Origin of the sequence: Pseudomonas fuscovaginae SE-1, from assembly GCF_000364705.1 — a bacterium.
In the GTDB taxonomy this organism is placed as follows: Bacteria; Pseudomonadota; Gammaproteobacteria; order Pseudomonadales; family Pseudomonadaceae; genus Aquipseudomonas; species Aquipseudomonas fuscovaginae_A.
Window position 1 is genome coordinate 36824 of sequence record NZ_AQOH01000201.1, and the last position, 21759, is coordinate 58582.

At 61.8% G+C, this 21759-nt stretch carries 22 protein-coding genes and 1 other RNA gene; 17 read left to right on the forward strand and 6 right to left on the reverse strand.

Going from position 1 to position 21759, the window contains the following annotated elements; translation table 11 throughout:
- Nucleotides 1-49: 49 nt before the first annotated feature.
- Nucleotides 50-970: a GlxA family transcriptional regulator gene (locus K675_RS0117685; RefSeq protein WP_198291658.1), complete on the reverse strand. Its 921-nt coding sequence runs from the start codon at nucleotides 968-970 to the stop codon at nucleotides 50-52.
- A 221-nt stretch (nucleotides 971-1191) separates the two neighbouring features.
- Here K675_RS0117685 and K675_RS0117690 point away from each other — a divergent pair, with 221 nt between their 5' ends.
- Nucleotides 1192-2328 (forward strand): acyl-CoA dehydrogenase family protein, encoded by a 1137-nt coding sequence (locus K675_RS0117690; RefSeq protein WP_017904819.1) that lies wholly within the window; start codon nucleotides 1192-1194, stop codon nucleotides 2326-2328.
- Nucleotides 2329-2648: 320 nt separating this feature from the next.
- Here K675_RS0117690 and K675_RS0117695 read toward each other — a convergent pair whose 3' ends face one another.
- Nucleotides 2649-3689: an NADP(H)-dependent aldo-keto reductase gene (locus K675_RS0117695; protein WP_017904820.1), complete on the reverse strand. Its 1041-nt coding sequence runs from the start codon at nucleotides 3687-3689 to the stop codon at nucleotides 2649-2651.
- 245 nt (nucleotides 3690-3934) lie between these two features.
- On the opposite strand from K675_RS0117695, the gene rplM reads away from it, so the two are divergent.
- From rplM to K675_RS0117730, 7 genes are all read left to right on the forward strand, one after another.
- Nucleotides 3935-4363: a 50S ribosomal protein L13 gene (gene rplM / locus K675_RS0117700; protein ID WP_017904821.1), complete on the forward strand. Its 429-nt coding sequence runs from the start codon at nucleotides 3935-3937 to the stop codon at nucleotides 4361-4363.
- Between the two features lie 14 nt (nucleotides 4364-4377).
- Nucleotides 4378-4770 (forward strand): 30S ribosomal protein S9, encoded by a 393-nt coding sequence (gene rpsI, locus K675_RS0117705; RefSeq protein WP_017904822.1) that lies wholly within the window; start codon nucleotides 4378-4380, stop codon nucleotides 4768-4770.
- 250 nt (nucleotides 4771-5020) lie between these two features.
- Nucleotides 5021-5614 (forward strand): ubiquinol-cytochrome c reductase iron-sulfur subunit, encoded by a 594-nt coding sequence (gene petA / locus K675_RS0117710; RefSeq protein WP_026145298.1) that lies wholly within the window; start codon nucleotides 5021-5023, stop codon nucleotides 5612-5614.
- Nucleotides 5614-6825: a cytochrome b gene (locus tag K675_RS0117715; RefSeq protein WP_017904824.1), complete on the forward strand. Its 1212-nt coding sequence runs from the start codon at nucleotides 5614-5616 to the stop codon at nucleotides 6823-6825. Before petA ends, K675_RS0117715 begins: the two co-directional genes overlap by 1 nt.
- A complete protein-coding gene (locus K675_RS0117720) occupies nucleotides 6825-7607 on the forward strand; it encodes a cytochrome c1 (RefSeq protein ID WP_017904825.1) in 783 nt (260 codons plus the stop codon). The genes K675_RS0117715 and K675_RS0117720 overlap by 1 nt, the downstream gene beginning before the upstream one ends.
- A gap of 188 nt (nucleotides 7608-7795) precedes the next feature.
- Nucleotides 7796-8425 (forward strand): glutathione S-transferase N-terminal domain-containing protein, encoded by a 630-nt coding sequence (locus K675_RS0117725; RefSeq protein WP_017904826.1) that lies wholly within the window; start codon nucleotides 7796-7798, stop codon nucleotides 8423-8425.
- A complete protein-coding gene (locus K675_RS0117730) occupies nucleotides 8425-8829 on the forward strand; it encodes a ClpXP protease specificity-enhancing factor (RefSeq protein ID WP_017904827.1) in 405 nt (134 codons plus the stop codon). Before K675_RS0117725 ends, K675_RS0117730 begins: the two co-directional genes overlap by 1 nt.
- 198 nt (nucleotides 8830-9027) lie before the next feature.
- Here the strand turns inward: K675_RS0117730 and K675_RS0117735 are convergent, their stop codons facing one another.
- From K675_RS0117735 to K675_RS0117750, 4 genes are all read right to left on the reverse strand, one after another.
- The gene (locus tag K675_RS0117735) at nucleotides 9028-9606 is read right to left on the reverse strand and encodes a BON domain-containing protein (protein ID WP_026145299.1); all 579 of its coding nucleotides are present in this window, start codon (nucleotides 9604-9606) and stop codon (nucleotides 9028-9030) included.
- A complete protein-coding gene (locus K675_RS0117740; protein WP_017904829.1) occupies nucleotides 9603-10196 on the reverse strand; it encodes a phosphoheptose isomerase in 594 nt (197 codons plus the stop codon). Before K675_RS0117740 ends, K675_RS0117735 begins: the two co-directional genes overlap by 4 nt.
- 142 nt (nucleotides 10197-10338) lie before the next feature.
- A complete protein-coding gene (locus K675_RS0117745) occupies nucleotides 10339-10710 on the reverse strand; it encodes a YraN family protein (RefSeq protein WP_017904830.1) in 372 nt (123 codons plus the stop codon).
- Complete coding sequence (locus tag K675_RS0117750) at nucleotides 10710-12521, reverse strand: penicillin-binding protein activator (protein ID WP_017904831.1); 1812 nt, start codon at nucleotides 12519-12521, stop codon at nucleotides 10710-10712. Before K675_RS0117750 ends, K675_RS0117745 begins: the two co-directional genes overlap by 1 nt.
- A 250-nt stretch (nucleotides 12522-12771) precedes the next feature.
- Between K675_RS0117750 and rsmI the strand changes: the two genes are divergently transcribed.
- The 9 genes from rsmI (at nucleotide 12772) to mraY (ending at nucleotide 21755) form a co-directional block, all read left to right on the forward strand.
- The gene (gene rsmI, locus K675_RS0117755; protein ID WP_017904832.1) at nucleotides 12772-13614 is read left to right on the forward strand and encodes a 16S rRNA (cytidine(1402)-2'-O)-methyltransferase; all 843 of its coding nucleotides are present in this window, start codon (nucleotides 12772-12774) and stop codon (nucleotides 13612-13614) included.
- A 134-nt stretch (nucleotides 13615-13748) separates the two neighbouring features.
- Nucleotides 13749-14102: RNase P RNA component class A (gene rnpB, locus K675_RS31885), an RNA gene on the forward strand.
- Between the two features lie 310 nt (nucleotides 14103-14412).
- Nucleotides 14413-14868: a division/cell wall cluster transcriptional repressor MraZ gene (mraZ, locus tag K675_RS0117760; protein ID WP_017904833.1), complete on the forward strand. Its 456-nt coding sequence runs from the start codon at nucleotides 14413-14415 to the stop codon at nucleotides 14866-14868.
- The gene (gene rsmH / locus K675_RS0117765) at nucleotides 14865-15812 is read left to right on the forward strand and encodes a 16S rRNA (cytosine(1402)-N(4))-methyltransferase RsmH (protein WP_017904834.1); all 948 of its coding nucleotides are present in this window, start codon (nucleotides 14865-14867) and stop codon (nucleotides 15810-15812) included. Before mraZ ends, rsmH begins: the two co-directional genes overlap by 4 nt.
- Nucleotides 15809-16102: a cell division protein FtsL gene (gene ftsL / locus K675_RS0117770; protein ID WP_017904835.1), complete on the forward strand. Its 294-nt coding sequence runs from the start codon at nucleotides 15809-15811 to the stop codon at nucleotides 16100-16102. The genes rsmH and ftsL overlap by 4 nt, the downstream gene beginning before the upstream one ends.
- Nucleotides 16102-17838: a peptidoglycan D,D-transpeptidase FtsI family protein gene (locus K675_RS0117775; RefSeq protein WP_198291659.1), complete on the forward strand. Its 1737-nt coding sequence runs from the start codon at nucleotides 16102-16104 to the stop codon at nucleotides 17836-17838. The genes ftsL and K675_RS0117775 overlap by 1 nt, the downstream gene beginning before the upstream one ends.
- Nucleotides 17838-19301, forward strand: a complete 1464-nt coding sequence (locus tag K675_RS0117780; RefSeq protein ID WP_017904837.1) for a UDP-N-acetylmuramoyl-L-alanyl-D-glutamate--2,6-diaminopimelate ligase — start codon at nucleotides 17838-17840, stop codon at nucleotides 19299-19301. Before K675_RS0117775 ends, K675_RS0117780 begins: the two co-directional genes overlap by 1 nt.
- Nucleotides 19294-20673, forward strand: coding sequence for a UDP-N-acetylmuramoyl-tripeptide--D-alanyl-D-alanine ligase (locus K675_RS0117785; protein ID WP_017904838.1), 1380 nt, complete (start codon nucleotides 19294-19296; stop codon nucleotides 20671-20673). The genes K675_RS0117780 and K675_RS0117785 overlap by 8 nt, the downstream gene beginning before the upstream one ends.
- A complete protein-coding gene (gene mraY, locus K675_RS0117790) occupies nucleotides 20673-21755 on the forward strand; it encodes a phospho-N-acetylmuramoyl-pentapeptide-transferase (RefSeq protein WP_017904839.1) in 1083 nt (360 codons plus the stop codon). Before K675_RS0117785 ends, mraY begins: the two co-directional genes overlap by 1 nt.
- Nucleotides 21756-21759: the final 4 nt, after the last annotated feature.

The window sequence follows — 21759 nt, forward strand, 5'->3', positions numbered from 1 at the left end:
ACAGCGTCCGGGGCGTCGCTCGACGCCCCTCAGCCTCCCTCCCTGCGGCTCAGGCCGCCTGCTGGAACTGTTGCCGATACTGGTTCGGCGACAATTCGGTGTGCTGGCGGAACAGCCGTGCAAAGAAACTGGCATCGTCGTAGCCGACCTCATAGCTGATGGTCTTGATGCTCTTGCGGGTGCCGGACAACAAACCCTTGGCAGTCTCGATGCGCAGGCGCTGCAGGTAGTGCAGCGGCTTGTCGCCGGTGGCGGTCTGGAAGCGGCGCATGAAGTTGCGGATGCTCATGCCGTGGTCGCGGGCCACGTCCTCGAAGCGGAACTTGTCGGCGAAATGCTCTTCGAGCCACTGCTGGATCTGCAGGATGATCACGTCCTGGTGCAGCTTCTGGCCGCCGAAACCGATGCGTCCCGGCGCGTAGCTGCGCTGTACTTCATAGAGGATGTCGCGGGCCACCGCCTGGGCGATGTTGGCCCCGCAGAAACGCTCGATCAGGTAGATGTAGAGGTCGCAGGCCGAGGTGGTGCCGCCGGCGCAGTACAGGTTGTCGGCATCGGTCAGGTGCTTGTCCTGGTTCAACTGGACGTTGGGGAAGCGTTCGCTGAAGGTGTTGAAGAAACGCCAGTAGGTGGTGGCTTCCTTGCCGTCGAGCAGGCCGGCCTCTGCCAGCCAGAAGACCCCGGTCGCCTCGCCGCAGAGCACGGCGCCGCGGGCATGCTGTTCGCGCAGCCAGGGCAGGACCTGTGGGTAGCGTTGGCAGAGGTTGTCGAAGTCGTCCCAGAACGCCGGCAGGATGATCACGTCGGTATCGGCCAGGCCGCCGTCCACCGGCATGGTCACGTCGCTGAAGCTGCCTACGGGCTTACCGTCGGGGCTGACCAGGCGTGTTTCGAAGGCGGGCGTGAGCCCCTGGCCAAGCTGCTTGCCGTAGCGCAGGCTGGCGAGATGGAAGAAGTCCTTGGCTTGCATGAGGGTTGAGGCGAAGACCCGGTCGGTAGCCAGGATGCTGACGCGCCGCAAGGGCGTCGGGGAGGTGTTAGCCATGATTCGATTATTCTTATAAGGGATAGTGGTCAACAAACGGCTGGATCGTCTTATTTTTTGTCGGATGTGTCCAGTGGTTAGAGGTAGAACCCTGGCATAGGCTCGTTGGGCCAATCCCGGCTTCAGTGTGTCTGCAAGGTGCCCGCATGATCCCCAGAACCCTATTCAGTTCCGAACATGAGCTGTTCCGCAGCAGCGTACGCAAGTTCCTCGAGCAGGAGGCGTTGCCCTTCCATGCACAGTGGGAAAAGCGGGGTTATGTCGATCGCCAGTTGTGGAACAAGGCGGGGGAGGCGGGGATGCTCTGCTCCCATCTGCCGGAAGCGTATGGTGGCATGGCGGCGGATTTTCTCTACAGCGCGGTGGTGATCGAGGAGATCAGTCGGCTGGGCCTGAGCGGGATCGGCTTCTCGTTGCATTCGGACATCGTCGCGCCGTACATCCTGCATTACGGCAGCGAAGCGCTGAAGCTCAAGTACCTGCCGCGGCTGGTCAGTGGCGAGATGGTCACGGCCATCGCGATGACCGAGCCGGGGGCCGGTTCCGACCTGCAGGGGGTCAAGACCACGGCGGTGCTCGATGGCGACGAGTATGTCCTCAATGGTTCGAAGACCTTCATCACCAACGGTTTTCTCGCCGACCTGGTGATCGTGGTCGCCAAGACCGATCCGAAGGCCGGGGCCAAGGGCACCAGCCTGTTCCTGGTCGAGGCCGACACGCCGGGCTTTGCCAAGGGCAAGCGGCTGGAGAAGGTCGGGATGAAGGCTCAGGACACCTCCGAGCTGTTCTTCCAGGACGTCCGGGTGCCCAAGGAGAACCTGCTGGGGCAGGCGGGCATGGGCTTCGCCTACCTGATGCAGGAGCTGCCCCAGGAGCGCCTGACCGTGGCGGTCGGGGCGCTGGCCTCGGCCGAAGCGGCATTGCAGTGGACGCTGGACTACACCCGTGAGCGCAAGGCCTTCGGCAAGGCGATCGCCGACTTCCAGAACACCCGTTTCAAGCTGGCGGAGATGGCCACCGAGATCCAGATCGGCCGGGTGTTCGTCGACCGCTGCCTGGAGTTGCACCTGGACGGCAAGCTCGATGTGCCGACCGCGGCGATGGCCAAGTACTCGGGCACGGACCTGCAATGCAAGGTGCTCGACGAGTGCGTCCAGTTGCATGGCGGCTACGGTTTCATGTGGGAGTACCCGGTGGCCCGGGCCTGGGCGGATGCGCGGGTGCAGCGGATCTATGCGGGGACCAACGAGATCATGAAGGAGATCATTGCACGGTCGCTGTGAGGGGCGACCGTTTGATCGTTCCCAAAACGCAGCCCGTGACGCTCTGCGTCACAAGAACGGACACCGAGCGTCCTGGGAGGCATTCCCACGCGGAGCGTCACTAGTGTCCGGTAAAAACCGAAAAGGGGCACGCCGCAGCCTTTATGGCGAGCGGGCTTGTCGGGACGCCGCACCGCCGCGCTCGGCTGCAAAGCAGCCGCAACCCCGGATTCCCCATTCTTCCTGATACACCGCGTTGGCCGGTTGTGGGGGGGGGCGCTCCGCGCCCCAGCGCAGGCAAGCCTGCTCGCCACAAGGCTGGGGCTGGCCTGGGTTGCGGCTTATGGTGCCGGGTTCGGATGATCCTTGTGGATCGCCTCGATCCCTGCCAGCACTTCCTCCGACAGTTCCAGGCTGGCGCTGGCAATGTTGCTGTCCAGTTGTTCCAGGGTCGTGGCACCGATGATGTTGCTGGTCACGAAGGGTTGCCGGGTGACGAACGCCAGGGCCATCTGTGCCGGATCCAGGCCGTGTTCGCGGGCCAGGGCGACGTAGCGGCTGCAGGCCGCTTCCGACTGCGGGTTGAAGTAGCGGCTGAAGCGGCTGTAGAGGCTCAGGCGGGCCTTCGCCGGGCGGGCGCCACCTTCATACTTGCCCGAAAGGAAGCCGAACGCCATCGGCGAATAGGCCAGCAGGCCGCATTGCTCGCGCAGGGCGACTTCCGCCAGGCCGACCTCGAAACTGCGGTTGAGCAGGTTGTAGGGGTTCTGGATCGACACCGCCCGCGGCCAGCCGCGCCGCTCGGCTTCGAGCAGGAATTTCATGGTGCCCCACGGTGTTTCGTTGGACAGGCCGATGTGGCGGATCTTGCCGGCCTTGACCTGTTCGTCCAGCGCTTCGAGGATTTCCTCGATGGGCGTGAAATCCTCGTCGGTCTTGTGCTTGTAGCCCAGTTGCCCGAAGAAATTGGTGCTGCGCTCCGGCCAGTGCAGTTGGTACAGGTCGATCCAGTCGGTCCGCAGGCGCTTGAGGCTGGCGTCGAGGGCTTCGACGATATGCCGGCGGTTGTGCTTGAGGTTGCCGTCGCGAATGTAGCTGATGCCGTTGCCGGGGCCGGCGATCTTGCTCGCCAGGACCCACTGGTCGCGATCACCACGCTGCCGGAACCAGTTGCCGATGATGCGTTCGGTGCTGGCGTAGGTTTCGGCCTTGGGCGGCACCGGGTACATCTCGGCGGTATCCATGAAATTGATGCCGGCCGCCTTCGCGCGTTCGATCTGGGCAAAGGCCTCTGCCTCGGTGTTCTGCTCGCCCCAGGTCATGGTCCCCAGGCAAATTGCGCTCACGTTCAGGTCGGTCCGGCCTAGCTGACGGTATTCCATTGGCTGCTCCCGTGGGAAAACACCCATAAAAGCAGGTTGAATTTTTTTTGGCAATCTGGATAATTGCGCACCTCTTTATGCAGTGGAAGTGATGCGCCGCCGCCAAAGAATCTTGCCGTTGAACGGACGCGCCGACCCGAGCCCCCGATAGCGTCTGTATCCGGCTGCCTTTGACCTTGTCAAAGTACGCACTATTCAGTAAGATCCGCCGTCTTATTTACAGGCGGCCCCTGAGGCTATAAAGAATGAAAACTTTTACTGCTAAACCGGAAACAGTTAAGCGCGACTGGTTTGTCGTCGACGCTGCTGGTCAGACCCTGGGTCGTCTGGCCACCGAAATCGCGAGCCGTCTGCGTGGCAAGCACAAAGCCGAATACACCCCGCACGTCGATACCGGTGACTACATCGTCGTCATCAACGCCGAGCAGGTTCGTGTGACCGGTGCTAAAACCTCCGACAAGATGTACTACTCCCACTCCGGTTTCCCGGGCGGCATCAAGTCGATCAACTTCGAAAAGCTGATCGCAAAAGCCCCTGAGCGCGTGATCGAGACCGCGGTAAAAGGCATGCTGCCTAAGAACCCGCTGGGTCGCGACATGTACCGTAAGCTGAAAGTCTATGCGGGCGCTGTACACCCTCATACTGCTCAGCAGCCCCAAGAACTGAAGATTTAACGGAATAGTTCATTATGTCGGCGACTCAAAACTACGGCACTGGCCGTCGCAAGACCGCAACCGCACGCGTTTTCCTGCGTCCAGGTACCGGTAACATCTCCATCAACAACCGCTCCCTGGACACGTTCTTCGGTCGCGAAACTGCCCGCATGGTCGTTCGCCAGCCGCTGGAACTGACCGAGACCGTCGAGAAATTCGACGTCTACGTCACCGTCATCGGTGGCGGTGTGAGTGGCCAGGCTGGCGCAATCCGCCACGGCATCACTCGTGCCCTGATGGACTACGACGAAAGCCTGCGCAGCACCCTGCGTAAAGCTGGTTACGTTACCCGCGACGCTCGTGAAGTCGAGCGTAAGAAAGTTGGTCTGCGTAAAGCGCGTAAGCGTCCGCAGTACTCGAAGCGTTAATTCGCTCCCAGCTTCAAAAGAAGCCCGGTTTCCATGTGGAACCGGGCTTTTTTTATGGGCGAAATATTTGCTGTGACAACTTGCCACATCCGTAGACCCCCTATACTACAAGGCCTGGGGCACTGTGTGCCGGGTAATTACCTTGTCAGAGGTGGGGCTTTTCATTACCATTCGGCAAAATTTTTATAACGATAGATTTTTACTTAGACGCCTGATTTAACAGGCCACAAAGCTGATGGGAGAGGACTGAATGAGCAATGACGGCGTGAATGCAGGCCGGCGTCGCTTTCTCGTAGCAGCCACATCCGTGGTAGGAGCTGCAGGAGCGGTGGGGGCTGCGGTCCCGTTCGTGGGGTCATGGTTTCCCAGTGCCAAGGCGAAAGCCGCCGGTGCACCGGTGAAAGTGAATATCGCCAAGATCGACCCGGGACAGCAGATGATTGCCGAGTGGCGTGGCCAGCCGGTCTTCATCGTGCGCCGCACCGAGGAGATCCTGGGAAATCTGACGAAGATCGAGGGGCAGCTCTCCGATCCAACCTCCAAGAACTCGGTACAACCCCCCTACGTCGATCCGAAGACGCGTTCGATCAAGCCGGAAGTCCTGCTGCTGATCGGTATCTGTACCCACCTGGGTTGCTCTCCCACCTTCCGTCCGGAAGTGGCGCCCGCCGACCTCGGCAAGGACTGGGTAGGTGGCTATTTCTGCCCGTGCCACGGTTCTCACTACGATCTCGCCGGTCGCGTCTACAAGGCTCAACCCGCGCCTTTGAACCTGCCGGTTCCACCGCATTCCTATGAGTCCGACACGATCATTGTCGTTGGCGTCGATCAGGAGAAAGCGTGATGAGCAAGTTCATGGATTGGGTTGATGCGCGCTTCCCTGCCACCAAGATGTGGGAAGACCATCTCAGCAAGTACTACGCACCGAAAAACTTCAACTTCCTCTACTTCTTCGGCTCCCTGGCATTGCTGGTGCTGGTCAACCAGATCGTCACCGGCGTCTGGCTGACGATGAGCTACACCCCCTCGGCGGAAGAGGCTTTCGCCTCCGTCGAGTACATCATGCGTGATGTCGAGTACGGTGCGATCCTGCGTCTGCTGCACTCAACCGGCGCTTCGGCGTTCTTCATCGTGGTCTATCTGCACATGTTCCGTGGCCTGCTCTACGGTTCGTACCAGAAACCGCGTGAGCTGGTCTGGCTGTTCGGCATGCTGATCTACCTGGCGCTGATGGCCGAGGCCTTCATGGGCTACCTGCTGCCGTGGGGGCAGATGTCCTACTGGGGCGCACAGGTGATCATCTCGCTGTTCGGTGCGATTCCGGTCATCGGCAACGACCTGACCCAGTGGATCCGTGGTGACTACCTGATTTCCGGAATCACCCTGAACCGCTTCTTCGCCCTGCACGTGGTTGCGCTGCCGATCGTGATTCTCGGCCTGGTGGTGCTGCATATCCTGGCGTTGCACGAAGTGGGTTCGAATAACCCCGATGGTGTCGACATCAAGAAGAAAAAGGACGAAAACGGCGTACCGCTGGACGGCATTCCGTTCCATCCGTACTACACCGTGAAAGACATCGTCGGTGTGGTGGTGTTCCTGTTCATCTTCTGTTCCGTGGTGTTCTTCTTCCCGGAAATGGGAGGGTACTTCCTCGAAAAACCGAACTTCGAAGTGGCCAACGCCTTCAAGACACCGGAGCATATTGCTCCTGTCTGGTACTTCACGCCGTTCTACGCGATTCTGCGGGCGGTGCCGGACAAGCTCATGGGCGTTCTCGCCATGGGCGCCTCGATCGCCCTGCTGTTCGTGCTGCCGTGGCTGGACCGCAGTCCGGTCAAGTCGATGCGCTACAAGGGGTGGCTGAGTCGGATCTGGCTGGTGATCTTCTGTGTGTCCTTCCTGATCCTTGGCTGGCTGGGCGTCATGGCGCCGACGCCGGGGCGTACACTGCTGTCGCAGGTGTGCACCGTGCTGTATTTCGCCTACTTCATTCTGATGCCGTTCTATACCCGGCTCGAGAAGACCAAACCGGTTCCGGAAAGGGTGACTGGCTGATGAAAAAACTATTCGCTGTTTTGATGCTTGCGGCTCTGCCGGTTCTGTCTTTCGCTGCCGAACATGGTGGCCCCGAGCTTGAAAAGGTCGATATCGACGTTTCCGACAAGGCTGCCATGCAGGATGGTGCGCGGACCTTCGCCAACTACTGCATGGGTTGCCACAGTGCCAAGTTCCAGCGTTATGAGCGGGTGGCCGATGACCTGGGCATCCCCCATGACCTGATGCTCAAGAACCTGGTGTTCACCGGTGCCAAGATCGGTGATCACATGAATATCGGCATGCAGCCGGCGGACGCCAAGGCCTGGTTCGGCGCGGCTCCGCCCGACCTGACCCTGGTGGCGCGAGTACGTGGCACCGACTGGCTCTATGGTTACCTGCGTTCGTTCTACGAGGACCCGGCGCGCCCATGGGGTGTGAACAACAAGGTTTTCCCGAACGTCGGCATGCCGAATGTCCTGGTCGGGCTGCAGGGGCGCCAGGTCGTCGGTTGCAAGCAGGTGCAAATCGTCGAGGACGGCAAGAAGCAGTATGATCCGCTGACCGGCACGCCACTGACTCATGAAGCGTGTGACCAGCTGACCATCGTGCCGAAAACCGGTACCTTGACGGAAGAGCAGTTCGACGAGAAGGTCAAGAACCTGGTGACCTTCCTGGCCTACTCGGCCAACCCGGTGAAGCTGCAGCATCAGCGCATCGGTACTTACGTTCTGCTGTACCTGGCCTTCCTCTTCGTATTCGCTTATCTGCTCAAGCGCGAATACTGGAAGGATGTGCACTGATAACGTTGTAATATAGCGGTCAGTCAATCGTGCGCGCCCAAGGGTGCCTCTGAGACGTAGCGAGCTGGTGTGGAGGGGGTGAATCCGAAACGGTTTCACCGGTTGTCCCTCCACTCGTTACGGGAGGCTTCCCTTGGGCGCGTTCGTTTTTGCGTTTCGACCATTTCAAACAAGCGAGGAGGACCGCCATGGGCGTGACCAATCGGTTGGCCTGTTACTCCGACCCCGCCGACCACTATTCCCACCGAGTGCGTATTGTGTTGGCGGAAAAGGGTGTCAGTGCCGAGATCATCAGTGTCGAGGCTGGACGCCAGCCCGCGAAACTGGCCGAAGTGAACCCTTACGGCAGCCTGCCCACCCTGGTCGATCGCGACCTGGCGTTGTGGGAGTCGACCGTGGTGATGGAATACCTGGATGAGCGCTATCCGCACCCACCGCTGCTGCCGGTTTATCCTGTGGCGCGGGCCAACAGCCGATTGCTGATGCATCGCATCCAGCGCGACTGGTGCGGGCTGGTCGATCTGATCCTGGATTCGCGAACCAAGGAGCCGGCGCGTGCGCAGGCGCGCAAGGAGCTGCGTGAGAGCCTGACCGGAGTGTCTCCGTTGTTCGCCGACAAGCCTTTCTTTCTCAGTGAGGAGCAAAGTCTGGTCGATTGCTGTCTATTGCCCATACTCTGGCGTTTGCCGACTCTGGGTATTGAATTGCCGCGGCAAGCCAAGCCGTTGCTTGATTATATGGAGCGCCAGTTTGCGCGTGAGGCTTTCCAGGCGAGCCTGTCTGGTGTCGAACGCGATATGCGCCAAGGAGCTGTTTAATGAACTCCAGCCGTCCTTATTTGGTTCGTGCCCTGTACGAATGGATAGTGGATAACGATTGCACGCCGCACATCCTGGTCAATTCCGAGGCTCCCTCGGTCCAGGTGCCACAAGGCTTTGCCAGCGACGGGCAGATTGTCCTGAATATTTCTCCAAGTGCCGTGCGTCATCTGCATATGGATAACGAAGCGGTCAGTTTCGAAGGCCGTTTCGGTGGTGTGGCCCATACGCTCTACGTGCCCATCGGGGCCATTCTGGGAATCTATGCCCGGGAAAATGGCCAGGGCATGGTCTTTGATCTCGAGTCGCCGATGGAAGAGGACGACAATGCGGTGGAACCGGATGACGATGGGCCGGAGCCGCCACGTCCGAGCGGGCGTCCGAGCCTGAAGGTTGTGAAGTAATCGTCGGGCCTGTGTGCGAAAAAGCCCCTGTCATCGCAAGATGGCAGGGGCTTTTTTCAAGAGGTTGGAGTGCTTGCCATTCCTTGTGGGAGCCGGCTTGCTGGCGATAGCGATATGTCTATCGTCACAAGGCTTGCTGGATGGCCGCCTCTGGCGGATCACCAGCAAGCTGGCTCCTACGTTGTGGGGTGATGCCCCTCAGTCGATGTACTCGAACAGCTTGACGATTTTCTGCACGCCGCCGACGCCTTGCACCAGGTTGGTCGCGCGCGTGGCCTCCTGCTGGGTGACCAGGCCCATCAGGTAGACGATGCCGTTTTCGGTGATCACCTTGATGCGTGAGCCGGGGATGGTGTTGTCGGTCAGCATCTGGGTCTTGATCTTGCTGGTCAGCCAGGTGTCGTTGCTGCGTGCGGCGAACGAGGAGGGTTGCAGGATCTGCAGTTCGTTGTTCACCTTTTTCACCCGCTGGACGCTCGACGCGGCCTGCTCGGCCTTGGCCTTGAGGTCTTCGCGTGGGGTCTGGCCGGCGAGCAGGACGATACCGTTGTAGCTGCTCACGACGATGTGCGAGGCCGCGTCCAGATCCGGGTCGGCCTTGGCGACGTTGACCGCGACCTTGGTTTCGATCACCGAGTCGTCGATCTTGCTGCCCAGGGTGCGGGTGCCCTGGTCGTCATTGATCGGACCGTCGCGGGTTGCGGTCAATACCGAGCTGCAGCCACTGAGGCCCAGGCACAAAGTCAAAGCCAGCAGGCTAAGGCGATTAACAGTCATTCTTCACTCCCGAACAGTTGGCTGTCGATCAGATCGCACAGGCAGTGGATCGCCAGCAAGTGGACTTCCTGGATACGTGCGGTGACATTGCTGGGAACGCGGATCTCCACGTCCTCTGGCAGCAGCAGTGAAGCCATGCCGCCACCATCACGTCCCGTCAAGGCTACGACAACCATTTCGCGATCATGTGCGGCCTGGATTGCCTGAATAATGTTGGCCGAGTTGCCGCTGGTGGAAATGGCCAGCAGGACGTCGCCGGGCTGGCCGAGGGCACGGATCTGCTTGGAGAAGACTTCGTTGTAGCTGTAGTCGTTGGCGATCGAGGTGATGGTCGAGCTGTCGGTGGTCAGGGCGATGGCTGGCAGGCTCGGTCGCTCGCGTTCGAAGCGGTTGAGCAGTTCCGAGGAAAAATGTTGGGCGTCGCCCGCCGAGCCACCGTTGCCGCAAGAGAGCATTTTGCCTTCGTTGAGCAGGGCGTTGACCATGATCTGGCTGGCTTGCTCGATGTGAGGTGCAAGAACGTCCATCGCCTGTTGCTTGGTGTCGATACTGGCCTGGAAAAGCTGGCGAATTCGGGATTGCATGTCCATCAATGTAGGTGACCTTAAGTGGGGCGGTTGCCTGGCTCGAATACTGCCCGGAGGTTCCGGGGCCGTTCGGCGCAAGTCATGTGCCGCCCGCAAAGCAAAGAGCAAAAACGGTGAATGAAAGTAACCGGGTCGACAGTCTGGTTCAGCTGTCGAAGGCATTCCGTAGCCAGTTCAATCGGGGTGCTGCGTCAAGGGCGCCTTCTATGGCAACCACGTCGAAACGGCAGGGGTTGCCGGACCAGCGCGATTCGCGTTGCAGGAAATACTGTGCCGCGACTATCAACTTCTTGCGCTTGCGGGCATCGATACTGCCCGCGGCGCCACCCCATTGGGTGTTTTTTCTATAACGAACTTCGACGAATACTACTGTATCGCCGTCGAGCATGACCAGATCAAGCTCGCCGCGTTTACATAACCAGTTATGCGCCAGCAGGCGCAGTCCCTGTTGCTCGAGATGCCGGAGCGCGAGGCTTTCGGCATCCTTGCCGCTTTCCAGGTGCGAGCCTTGCGGCATCAGCGTGGCGTATCCGGCAGGCGCTGGACCTGGCCGCTGACGAACTGTGCCCATGGCAGTTGGCGCTCGATCCGCTGACCCTGGTCCATGCTCAGGCTGCCGGAGAGACCTTCGATGCGGCTGTCTGGCAGGGCCTTGAGCTGGCCCAGGCGTGGTGCCAGGCGATAGGCGTCGACACCCATGGCGTACAGGCGTCCCAGGCTGCCGGCGGCCTGGGGCCACTGTGCGGTGACCTGTTGGCGCAGCGGGTCGTTGGCGTCCAGCAGCCATGGGGTTTCGCAGAAGCGAATGCCGTTCATGTCGTTGTACTGGTTGATGTCGCCGGTCGCGCTGAAGAGGTGGGAGGTGCCGTATACCGGAACGTCCCCTGCGTACTGGAAGTTCAGGGTCGGCTTGATCTGCTGGGCCTGCTGCGGTGTGGCGGCGAGGAAGATGAACTCGATGTCCTGGCGACGCGAAGGCTGGGCGGCAACCTGGCCGCCCACGGTGCTTTGCAGGCTCTTGGCGCGGCCTTCACTCTGGCGCAGCTGGAACAGGTCGGCGATCTGCTGGGCCAGCGCGACGGGCTGGTCGACACGCTCGACGCCGATCACGGTGCCGCCGTTGGCTTCCCAATCCTGGCGGAAGGCTTTCAGCACGCGGTCACCCCATTCACCTTTCGGCACCATGGCGGCAGCGCGGTGCAGGCCGTCGGCACGGGCACGACGCGAGACTTCGCGGGCTTCGTCCTCGGCGGCGAGGCCGAACTGGAACAGTTGGGGTGGGTTCTGCGCGCTTTCACTGTAGTTCAGCGCCAGGGTGGTGATCGGCAGTTGCGGGCGGGCGCTGAGCTGCTTCACCAGCGGTTTCTCCAGTGGTCCGACGACCAGTTGCACGCCGGCAGCCTGGGCCTTGCGATAGAAATCGTCGAGGGAGGTCAGGCGCGAGCTGTCGTAGAATTCGATGGCCGGTGGTTTCTGGCCGGCTTGCTGGGCCTGGTACTGGGCTGCCATGAAGCCTTCGCGCAGTGCCTTGCCGACCGAGGCCAGTTGGCCCTCGCTAGGCAGCAGCAGGGCGATCTTGTTCAGCGGCTGGCTGGCCAGTTCCTTGAGTTTCACCAGCGCCTGCGGCAACTGCTGGGCTGCCGGATGCTTGGGGTTCTGTGCCCGCCAGGTGTCGATCGCGGCCTGTTGCTGTTCCAGGGTCCCGGAAGTTTTCACCGCCAGTGCCAGGCTGAGCCAGCCGCTGAGGTCGTCGTTGCCGCTGGGTTGCAACTGGTCGGTCGGCAGGGCGGCGACCAGTGCCCAGATCGCCTCGTGGTTGGCGCGGGCGGCATCGCCACTGAGCAGCGGGGCGATGAAGATGCGCTCGCGAGCGGCGGCCAGGGTCTGGCCGTCGGCTTCGAGGGCGCGGGCGCGCACGGTGTGTGTACGGATCTGTTGATCCACCGGCAGTTCACCCAGGTGTTCCAGGCTTGGGTGGCTCAGGGCGGCGAGGGCCGCCTTGGGCTGGTTGCGGGTCATCGCCAGTTCGGCGGCCAGGGTGCTGGCGAATACCTGCTGGGCCGGCTTGAGCTGGTCCAACGGCACCTGGGCAAGGATCTGCGCGGCGCGACCGGTGTCCTTCTGGCGATAGGCCAGGTCGGCGGCAGTCAGGCGTAACAGGGCGGCCTTGTCCGGTGTCTTGCTGGAAGAGGCCTGTTCGAGCAGTTGCTCGATGCTGGCATCCGGGGTCCGTGGGAGTTCGCCAAGGCTGGAGGAGGGCGAGCTGGCGCAGGCCGCCAGCAAGGCAGCGAGGCAGAGGGCAGAGAACAGCCGCAGGCAAGCGATCATGTAAGTGTTCCTGATACTCGATCAAATTAGCGTGGAATTGTACCCAAGCACTGGCCGGGGCGCGATGTCGCTGGCGTGAAACCGTCGATTTTGGTCGTACAAGTCATTTCAGGGGCCCGGCTCCATTCGCCTGGGCGGGGCCATCGTGCTGTCCTGGAGCATATCGGCCGGGCTTCTACGCGCTACAATGGGTTTTTCCGTTCTTCTTGAGGTGTGCGCTTTGACTGTTCCAGGTGTTTTGAATTCCCCGATGGGCTCGCTTTATGTGGTGGCGACGCCCATTGGCAACCTGGATGACATCAGTGCGCGAGCGATGAAGGTGCTGCGCGAGGTGGCGCTGATCGCGGCGGAGGACACCCGGCATTCGCTGCGGTTGTTGCAGCACTTCGGTATCACCACGCCCCTGGCCGCCTGCCATGAGCACAACGAGCGCGACGAAGGCAGCCGTTTCATTGCCAAGCTGCAGGCGGGCGAAGATGTGGCGCTGATCTCCGACGCCGGTACGCCGCTGATTTCCGATCCCGGTTATCACCTGGTGCGCCAGGCGCGTGCCGCGGGGATCAGGGTGGTGCCGGTACCGGGTGCCTGTGCATTGATCGCGGCGTTGTCGGCGGCGGGCCTGCCTTCCGACCGGTTCATTTTCGAGGGGTTCCTGCCGGCCAAGGCGGTGGGGCGTCGTTCGCGTCTCGAACAATTGCGGGAAGAACCACGGACACTGATCTTCTATGAGGCGCCCCACCGCATCCTCGAATGCCTGCAGGACATGGAGGCGGTGTTCGGTGCCGAGCGCCCGGCGCTGCTGGCACGTGAGCTGACCAAAACCTTCGAGACGCTCAAGGGCCTGCCGTTGGCCGAGTTGCGCAGTTTCGTCGAGGCCGATGCCAATCAGCAGCGTGGCGAGTGCGTGGTGCTGGTCGCCGGCTGGAGTGTCCCGGAAGGCGACGAGGCCGTCGGTGCCGAAGCCATGCGCATTCTCGATCTGCTGCTCAAGGAGATGCCGCTCAAGCGCGCGGCAGCCCTGGCGGCGCAGATCACGGGCGTGCGCAAGAACCTGCTTTATCAGGTGGCGCTGGATAAGCAGAAAAACGACTGACGATTTTTTGCGTGGGGACATTCTGCTATTAATGTCGGAATGGTCCTGGGTGGTGCCTCTTGTCCCGGTAAGTCGGGGCGATGGCGGCTTTAAGGCTTGTCCTTCTGGCCATGTGCCGGTAACCTGCGCGGCGGAGAGTCGATTGGACAGTCGCTGCCCTTCATGAAAATTGGAGGGGGGAGGAAAGTCCGGGCTCCATAGGGCGGAGTGCCAGGTAATGCCTGGGGGGCGTGAGCCTACGGAAAGTGCCACAGAAAATAACCGCCTAAGCACTTCGGTGCCGGTAAGGGTGAAAAGGTGTGGTAAGAGCGCACCGCACGTCTGGTAACAGTTCGTGGCTAGGTAAACCCCACTCGGAGCAAGACCAAATAGGGTTCCAAGGCGTGGCCCGCGCTGGAACCGGGTAGGTTGCTAAAGATGTCCAGTGATGGCCATCGTAGAGGAATGACTGTCCTCGACAGAACCCGGCTTACAGATCGACTCTCCACTTCTTTCCCTCCCTGCCCGCAATCGCTGGCAGAAGCGCATTTGTAATATCGAAAAAATCTTACTCTTAAGAAAACACTTTAACTTCTGAGCTCAAGTTTCTGAGGTGCATCGAGTTTGCCCGGAAGAAACCTCTCCAAATTCTCGCAAAGTCTCCTTTTACGCTCCTAAATCTCCGTTCTGTAAGGGTTTTCCTTAAGACCGCGCCTTGACGGTGTGGTGGGCGCATTCCTATAGTGTGCGCAAGTGGAGGAAAGTGGCATGAAGTGGGTTTTTTGGACGTAAAACGCTAATATTTGGAGAAACGCAGCTGTGTTTCGCGGAGCCAACGCTATCAGTCTCGATGCCAAGGGCCGTCTCGCCATGCCGAGTCGGTACCGTGACGAGCTCGATTCGCGTAGTTCCGGACAACTGATCGTCACCATCGATGCGGTCGATCCCTGCTTATGTGTATATCCACTCGACGAGTGGGAAGTGATTGAAACCAAGTTGCGTGCGCTGCCATCGCTGCGGGAGGAGAACCGCCGCCTGCAGCGTTTGCTGATTGGTAATGCCGTCGATCTCGAGCTCGATGGCAGTGGCCGTTTTCTGGTGCCGCCGCGCCTGCGTGAATACGCGAAGCTGGATAAGCGCGCGATGCTGGTGGGCCAACTGAACAAGTTTCAACTGTGGGACGAGGACGCCTGGAATGCTGTTGCTGCAGCGGACCTGGCGGCCATTCAACAACCGGGCGCGATGCCTGATGAACTGCGTGATCTGATCCTGTGACTATTGATAGCGGCTTTAACCACATCACCGTACTGCTTGACGAAGCTGTCGAGGCTCTCGCCGTACGCCCTGATGGCTGCTATCTGGATGGCACCTTCGGTCGGGGCGGGCATAGCCGCCTGATTCTCAGCCGGCTCGGACCGGATGGTCGGCTTCTCGGTTTCGACAAGGATCCACAGGCGATTGCCACCGGGCAAGCGCTAGCGGCCGAAGACGGCCGCTTTGTCGTTGTGCAGCGCAGCTTTGCCGAGCTGGGGCTGGAGGTCGCCGAGCGTCAGATGTCGGGCAAGGTCAACGGTATCCTGCTCGACCTGGGCGTCTCCTCGCCACAGCTGGATGACCCGCAGCGTGGCTTCAGCTTCATGAACGATGGCCCGTTGGACATGCGCATGGACCCCTCGCGGGGTATCAGTGCCGCCGAGTTCATCGCCACCGCGCCGGTGGAGGAAATTGCCCGGGTCTTCAAGGAGTACGGCGAGGAGCGTTTCGCCGGTCGCATGGCCCGTGCCGTGGTCGAGCGCCGTGAAATCAAACCCTTCGAACGCACGGCCGATCTGGCCGAGGTGCTGAAGGTCGCCAACCCGGCCTGGGAGAAGGGCAAGAACCCCGCAACGCGGGCTTTCCAGGGCCTGCGCATTCACGTCAACAATGAACTGGGCGATCTCGAAGCCGGCCTCGAAGCGGCGCTGGAAGCTCTGGAAGTCGGCGGTCGCCTGGTGGTGATCAGCTTCCACTCGCTGGAAGATCGCATCGTCAAGCTGTTCATGCGTCGTCTGGTCAAGGGCGAGGAAGATAACCTGCCGCGTAATCTGCCGGTCCGCCATCAGGCGTTCGAACCACGCATCAAGGTACACGGCAAGGCCCAGTTCGCCTCCGAAACCGAGCTCAAGGCCAACCCGCGTGCCCGTAGTGCCGTCATGCGCGTTGCGGAGAAATTGCGGTGAGCAAGCTCTACGCCAAGCCACTTCCAGGTGGGAGCTTTTTCATGTTCCTGCTATTTGTCGCCGTGCTGGTGTCCGCCATCGGCGTGTCCTATAGCGCGCACTGGAACCGTCAACTGCTCAACTCGCTCTACAACGAGCTGAGCGTGCGTGACAAGGCCCAGGCCGAGTGGGGGCGGCTGATCCTCGAACAGAGCACCTGGACCGCCCATAGCCGTATCGAGACCCTGGCCACCGAGCAACTGAAGATGCGCATTCCCAGCCCGTCCGAAGTCAGGATGGTGGCGCCATGATGAAGCTCGAGGGAGCCCTTTATCCGTGGCGTTTCCGCGTGGTGCTCGGCGCACTGGCGCTCATGGTCGGCTATATCAGCTGGAAGATTGTCGACCTGCAGGTCATCGACCGTGAGTTCCTGATCGGTCAGGGTGACGCGCGCAGCATGCGTCACATCCCGATTCCCGCGCACCGCGGGCTGATCACCGACCGTAACGGCGAGCCCCTGGCGGTGAGTACGCCGGTGACCACGCTGTGGGCCAACGCCAAGGAAATGCAATTTGCCAAGGACCGCTGGCCGGCCCTGGCCCAGGCGCTTGGGCAGGATCCCAAACAACTGGCCGAGCGCCTGGAGCAACAGGCCAACAAGGAGTTCATCTATCTGGTCCGTGGCCTGACCCCGGAGCAGGGCCAGGCCGTGCTCGACCTCAAGGTTCCGGGCGTCTATGGCATCGAGGAGTTCCGGCGTTTCTACCCGGCCGGTGAAGTGGCGGCTCATATGGTCGGCTTTACCGATATCGACGACCACGGGCGCGAAGGGGTGGAGCTGGCTTACGACGAGTGGCTGGCCGGGGTGCCCGGCAAGCGACAGGTGATCAAGGACCGGCGCGGTCGGCTGATCAAGGATGTCCAGGTAACCAAGAACGCCAAGGCCGGTAAGCCCTTGGCGTTGTCCATTGACCTGCGCCTGCAGTACCTGGCCAATCGCGAACTGCGCAACGCCCTGGTGGAAAACGGCGCGAAAGCCGGCAGCCTGGTGATCATGGACGTGAAGACCGGCGAGATCCTCGCCATGGTCAACCAGCCGACCTATAACCCGAACAACCGTCGCAACCTGCAGCCGGCGATGATGCGCAACCGCGCGATGATCGACGTGTTCGAACCGGGTTCGACCATGAAGCCGATCTCCATGAGTGCTGCCCTGGAAACCGGACGCTGGAAGCCCAGCGACACGGTCGAGGTCTATCCCGGCACCCTGCAGTTGGGCAAGTACACTATCCGCGACGTCTCCAAGACCGAAGGCCCGGTGCTCGACCTGACCGGTATCCTGATCAATTCCAGTAACGTGGGGATGAGCAAGGTCGCCTTCGATATCGGTGGCGAGGCGATTTTCCGTGTCATGCAGAAAGTCGGCCTGGGCCAGGACACCGGCCTCGGCTTCCCCGGCGAGCGCGTGGGCAACCTGCCGAACTACCGTGAGTGGCGCAAGGCCGAAACCGCGACGCTGTCCTACGGCTACGGCCTGTCGGTGACCGCCATCCAACTGGTGCACGCGTTTTCGGCCCTGGCCAACAACGGCAAGATCGTGCCGCTGACCCTGATCAAGACCGATAAGATGCCCGAGGGTACCCAGGTCATCCCGGAAAAGGTCGCCAAGACCATGCAGGGCATGTTGCAACAGGTGATCGAGGCGCCGCGGGGGGTCTGGCGTGCCAAGGTCCCGGCCTATCATGTCGCCGGCAAGTCCGGTACCGCGCGCAAGACTTCGGTCGGCACCAAGGGTTATGCCGAAAACTCCTATCGCTCGCTGTTCGCCGGCTTCGGCCCGATGAGCGACCCGCGCTATGCCATCGTGGTGGTGATCGACGAGCCGAGCAAGGCCGGTTACTTCGGTGGCCTGGTGTCGGCGCCGGTCTTCAGCAAGGTGATGTCCGGTACCCTGCGGCTGATGAACGTCAGCCCGGATGACCTGTCGAGTATTCCGCAGCAGCAGGCCATCGCCGCGCCGGAACCTGTCAAAGGAGGACGTGGTTGATGTCCTTGAGCCTGAACAAGATTTTCCCCCATGCCGGCCGCGATCTGCTGATTCGCGAACTGGCGCTCGACAGCCGCAAGGTTCGCGCCGGGGACCTTTTCCTCGCCGTGCCCGGCGGCAAGGTCGATGGCCGCAGCCATATTGCCGATGCCCTGCAACGTGGTGCGGCGGCGGTCGCCTATGAGGCCGAGGGGGCGACCGTACTGCCGATCACCGATGCGCCGCTGATTCCGGTCAAGGGCCTGACCGCGCAGTTGTCTGATATCGCCGGGCGCTTTTATGGCGAGCCGAGCCGGCAGTTGAACCTGGTCGGTGTCACCGGTACCAATGGCAAGACCAGTGTCAGCCAACTGGTGGCCCAGGCCCTGGACCTGCTCGGCCAGCATTGCGGGATTCTCGGTACCCTGGGCAGTGGTTTTCATGGCGCGCTGAACAGCGGCATGCTCACCACGCCGGACCCGATTGCCGTGCAGGCGACCCTGGCGGACTTGAAAAACGCCGGTGCCAAGGCTGTAGCCATGGAGGTTTCCTCCCACGGCCTGGATCAGGGCCGTGTCAGCGCCCTGGCGTTCGACGTGGCGGTGTTGACCAATCTCTCGCGCGATCATCTCGATTATCACGGCACCATGGAGGCCTACGGTGCCGCCAAGGCCAAGCTGTTCGACTGGGCCAACCTGCGTTGCCGGGTCATCAACCTCGACGACGACTTCGGCCGGCAACTGGCTGCTCGCGAGCACGAATCGCGACTGATCACCTACAGCCTGCAGGACAGCAGTGCCTACCTGTATTGCCGTGACGCCCAGTTCGGTGACGAAGGCGTGCGCGCGACGCTGGTGACCCCGCAGGGCGAGCATCATCTGCGCAGCACGCTGCTCGGCCGCTTCAACCTGAGTAACGTGCTGGCGGCCGTCGGCGCCTTGCTGGGCCTGGACTACGCCCTGGATGAAATCCTGCGGGTACTCCCGCAACTGGAGGGCCCGGCCGGCCGCATGCAGCGCCTGGGCGGCGGTACGCGTCCGCTGGTGGTGGTCGACTATGCACACACACCGGATGCCCTGGAAAAGGTCCTGCTGGCCTTGCGGCCGCACGCCAAGGGGCAACTGCGTTGCCTGTTCGGCTGTGGCGGCGACCGCGATCGCGGCAAGCGCCCGCTGATGGCCGAACTGGCCGAGCGTCTGGCCGACAGCGTGCTGGTGACCGACGACAACCCGCGTACCGAGGATCCCCGGCAGATCTTCGATGACATCCGTCCCGGCTTTGCCGCGCCCGATGCCGTGCGTTTCGTGGCCGGTCGTGGCCTGGCGATTGCCCAGCTGATCGCTGCCGCCAGTGCCGACGATGTGCTTGTCCTGGCTGGCAAGGGCCACGAGGACTATCAGGAAATCAATGGCGTGCGCCACGCTTTCTCCGATCTGGTCGAGGCCGCCAAGGCTCTGGATGCCTGGGAGGCCGCCGATGCTTGAAACCATGAAGTTGAGTGTTGTCGCCAATGCCTTGTCCGGTCGCCTGAGGGCGGCCGATGCCGACTTCTCCGGGGTGAGCATCGACAGCCGGTCGATTCAGCCTGGACAACTGTTCGTTGCCCTGACCGGGCCGCGTTTCGATGGTCATGATTACCTGGATGACGTGGCGGCCAAGGGCGCCGTCGCGACGCTGGTTGAGCGCGAAGTTGCCGACAGCCCGCTGCCGCAGTTGGTGGTTCGCGATACCCGACTGGCCCTGGGGCAGCTTGGGGCACTGAATCGTGGGTTGTTCAGGCAGCCGGTGGCGGCGGTGACCGGTTCCAGCGGCAAGACCACGGTCAAGGAGATGCTCGCGAGCATCCTGCGTACCCGCGGTCTGGTCCTGGCGACCCGGGGCAACCTGAACAACGATCTGGGCGTGCCGCTGACCCTGCTCGAGCTGGCGCCGGAGCACAGCGCCGCAGTGATCGAACTGGGCGCTTCGCGCATTGGCGAGATTGCCTACACCGTCGCCATGACCAAGCCCCACGTGGCGATCCTGAACAATGCCGGAACCGCCCATGTCGGCGAGTTCGGTGGCCCCGAGAAGATCGTCGAGGCCAAGGGCGAGATCATCGAGGGGCTGGAGGTCGACGGCACTGCCGTGCTCAACCTGGACGACAAGGCTTTCCCTATCTGGAAGCTCCGGGCCGGTGCCCGCAAGGTGCTGAGCTTCGCCCTGGACAACGACAGCGCCGACTTCCACGCCAGCGCCGTTTCCCGCGACCCGCGTGGCTGCCCGCAATTCGAGCTGCGCGCTCCTGACGGCTCGGCGACGGTTCGACTGAATCTGCTGGGTACCCACAACGTCGCCAATGCCCTGGCCGCCGCCGCCGCCGGCCATGCGCTGGGCGTGTCCCTGCCGGGCATCGTCGCCGGCCTGGAAGCGGTGCAGCCGGTCAAGGGTCGGACGGTCGCGCAGTTGGCAATCAATGGCATTCGTGTGATTGACGATACCTACAACGCGAACCCCACCTCAATGTGCGCCGCCGTTGATATACTTGCCGGCTTTTCCGGCCGCACCGTCCTGGTGCTCGGAGATATCGGCGAGTTGGGCGAGTGGGCGGAGCAGGGGCATCGTGAAGTAGGGGCTTACGCCTCAGGCAAGGTTTCCGCGCTGTATGCGGTGGGACCGATGATGGCCCACGCCGTCGACGCATTTGGCCAGCACGCTCGTCATTTCGCCACCCAGGCCGATCTGATCGAGGCGCTTGGCGCCGAGCAAGACACCAACACCACCATTTTGATCAAGGGTTCGCGCAGCGCGGCGATGGAAAACGTCGTGGCGGCTCTGTGCGGACCTGCGCCTCATATCAAGGGAGAGACGCATTAATGCTGCTGCTGCTAGCGGAGTACCTGCAACAGTTCTACAAAGGCTTCGCGGTCTTCCAGTACCTGACCCTGCGCGGGATTCTCGGGGTGCTGACCGCGTTGTCTCTGTCGCTGTTCCTGGGCCCGTGGATGATTCGTACCCTGCAGAACCTGCAGATCGGCCAGGCAGTTCGCAACGACGGCCCGCAATCGCACCTGTCCAAGTCCGGCACGCCGACCATGGGGGGCGCGCTGATCCTGTCGTCCATCGGCGTCAGCACCCTGCTGTGGGCGGATCTGCATAACCGTTATGTCTGGGTGGTGCTGCTGGTCACCCTGCTGTTCGGCGCCATCGGCTGGGTCGACGACTATCGCAAGGTGATCGAGAAAAACTCCCGCGGGCTGCCTAGCCGCTGGAAGTACTTCTGGCAGTCGGTGTTCGGCCTGGGGGCGGCGATCTTCCTGTTCATGACCGCCCAGACCCCGGTGGAAACCACCCTGATCGTGCCGATGCTCAAGGACGTCAGCATTCCCCTGGGCGTGGGTTTCGTGATCCTGACCTACTTCGTGATCGTCGGTTCGAGCAACGCGGTCAACCTGACCGACGGCCTCGACGGCCTGGCGATCATGCCGACGGTGATGGTCGGCGGTGCGCTGGGCATCTTCTGCTACCTGTCGGGTAACGTGAAGTTCGCCGAATACCTGCTGATCCCCTACGTACCGGGTGCCGGTGAACTGATCGTGTTCTGCGGCGCGCTGATCGGTGCCGGCCTGGGCTTCCTCTGGTTCAACACCTATCCGGCCCAGGTCTTCATGGGCGACGTCGGTGCCCTGGCATTGGGCGCGGCGCTGGGCACCATCGCGGTGATCGTTCGCCAGGAAATCGTGCTGTTCATCATGGGCGGCGTGTTCGTCATGGAGACCCTGTCGGTGGTCATCCAGGTCGCCTCCTTCAAGATGACCGGTCGCCGGGTGTTCCGCATGGCACCGATTCACCACCATTTTGAACTCAAGGGCTGGCCCGAGCCACGCGTGATCGTCCGTTTCTGGATCATCACCGTGATCCTGGTGCTGATCGGCCTTGCCACCCTGAAGCTGAGGTAGAACC

Bases quoted from the DNA above. Each gene is read 5' to 3' on its own strand.
- K675_RS0117785 (WP_017904838.1), top strand. From the start codon at position 19,294: ATGCTTGAAACCATGAAGTTGAGTGTTGTCGCCAATGCCTTGTCCGGT.
- K675_RS0117715 (WP_017904824.1), top strand. From the start codon at position 5,614: ATGAGCAAGTTCATGGATTGGGTTGATGCGCGCTTCCCTGCCACCAAG.
- K675_RS0117745 (WP_017904830.1), bottom strand. From the start codon at position 10,710: ATGCCGCAAGGCTCGCACCTGGAAAGCGGCAAGGATGCCGAAAGCCTC.
- K675_RS0117750 (WP_017904831.1), bottom strand. From the start codon at position 12,521: ATGATCGCTTGCCTGCGGCTGTTCTCTGCCCTCTGCCTCGCTGCCTTG.
- K675_RS0117740 (WP_017904829.1), bottom strand. From the start codon at position 10,196: ATGGACATGCAATCCCGAATTCGCCAGCTTTTCCAGGCCAGTATCGAC.
- rpsI (WP_017904822.1), top strand. From the start codon at position 4,378: ATGTCGGCGACTCAAAACTACGGCACTGGCCGTCGCAAGACCGCAACC.
- rsmI (WP_017904832.1), top strand. From the start codon at position 12,772: ATGGGCTCGCTTTATGTGGTGGCGACGCCCATTGGCAACCTGGATGAC.
- K675_RS0117720 (WP_017904825.1), top strand. From the start codon at position 6,825: ATGAAAAAACTATTCGCTGTTTTGATGCTTGCGGCTCTGCCGGTTCTG.
- K675_RS0117780 (WP_017904837.1), top strand. From the start codon at position 17,838: ATGTCCTTGAGCCTGAACAAGATTTTCCCCCATGCCGGCCGCGATCTG.
- rplM (WP_017904821.1), top strand. From the start codon at position 3,935: ATGAAAACTTTTACTGCTAAACCGGAAACAGTTAAGCGCGACTGGTTT.
- K675_RS0117735 (WP_026145299.1), bottom strand. From the start codon at position 9,606: ATGACTGTTAATCGCCTTAGCCTGCTGGCTTTGACTTTGTGCCTGGGC.
- K675_RS0117685 (WP_198291658.1), bottom strand. From the start codon at position 970: ATGCAAGCCAAGGACTTCTTCCATCTCGCCAGCCTGCGCTACGGCAAG.
- K675_RS0117725 (WP_017904826.1), top strand. From the start codon at position 7,796: ATGGGCGTGACCAATCGGTTGGCCTGTTACTCCGACCCCGCCGACCAC.
- mraY (WP_017904839.1), top strand. From the start codon at position 20,673: ATGCTGCTGCTGCTAGCGGAGTACCTGCAACAGTTCTACAAAGGCTTC.
- K675_RS0117775 (WP_198291659.1), top strand. From the start codon at position 16,102: ATGAAGCTCGAGGGAGCCCTTTATCCGTGGCGTTTCCGCGTGGTGCTC.
- K675_RS0117730 (WP_017904827.1), top strand. From the start codon at position 8,425: ATGAACTCCAGCCGTCCTTATTTGGTTCGTGCCCTGTACGAATGGATA.
- petA (WP_026145298.1), top strand. From the start codon at position 5,021: ATGAGCAATGACGGCGTGAATGCAGGCCGGCGTCGCTTTCTCGTAGCA.
- K675_RS0117695 (WP_017904820.1), bottom strand. From the start codon at position 3,689: ATGGAATACCGTCAGCTAGGCCGGACCGACCTGAACGTGAGCGCAATT.
- K675_RS0117690 (WP_017904819.1), top strand. From the start codon at position 1,192: ATGATCCCCAGAACCCTATTCAGTTCCGAACATGAGCTGTTCCGCAGC.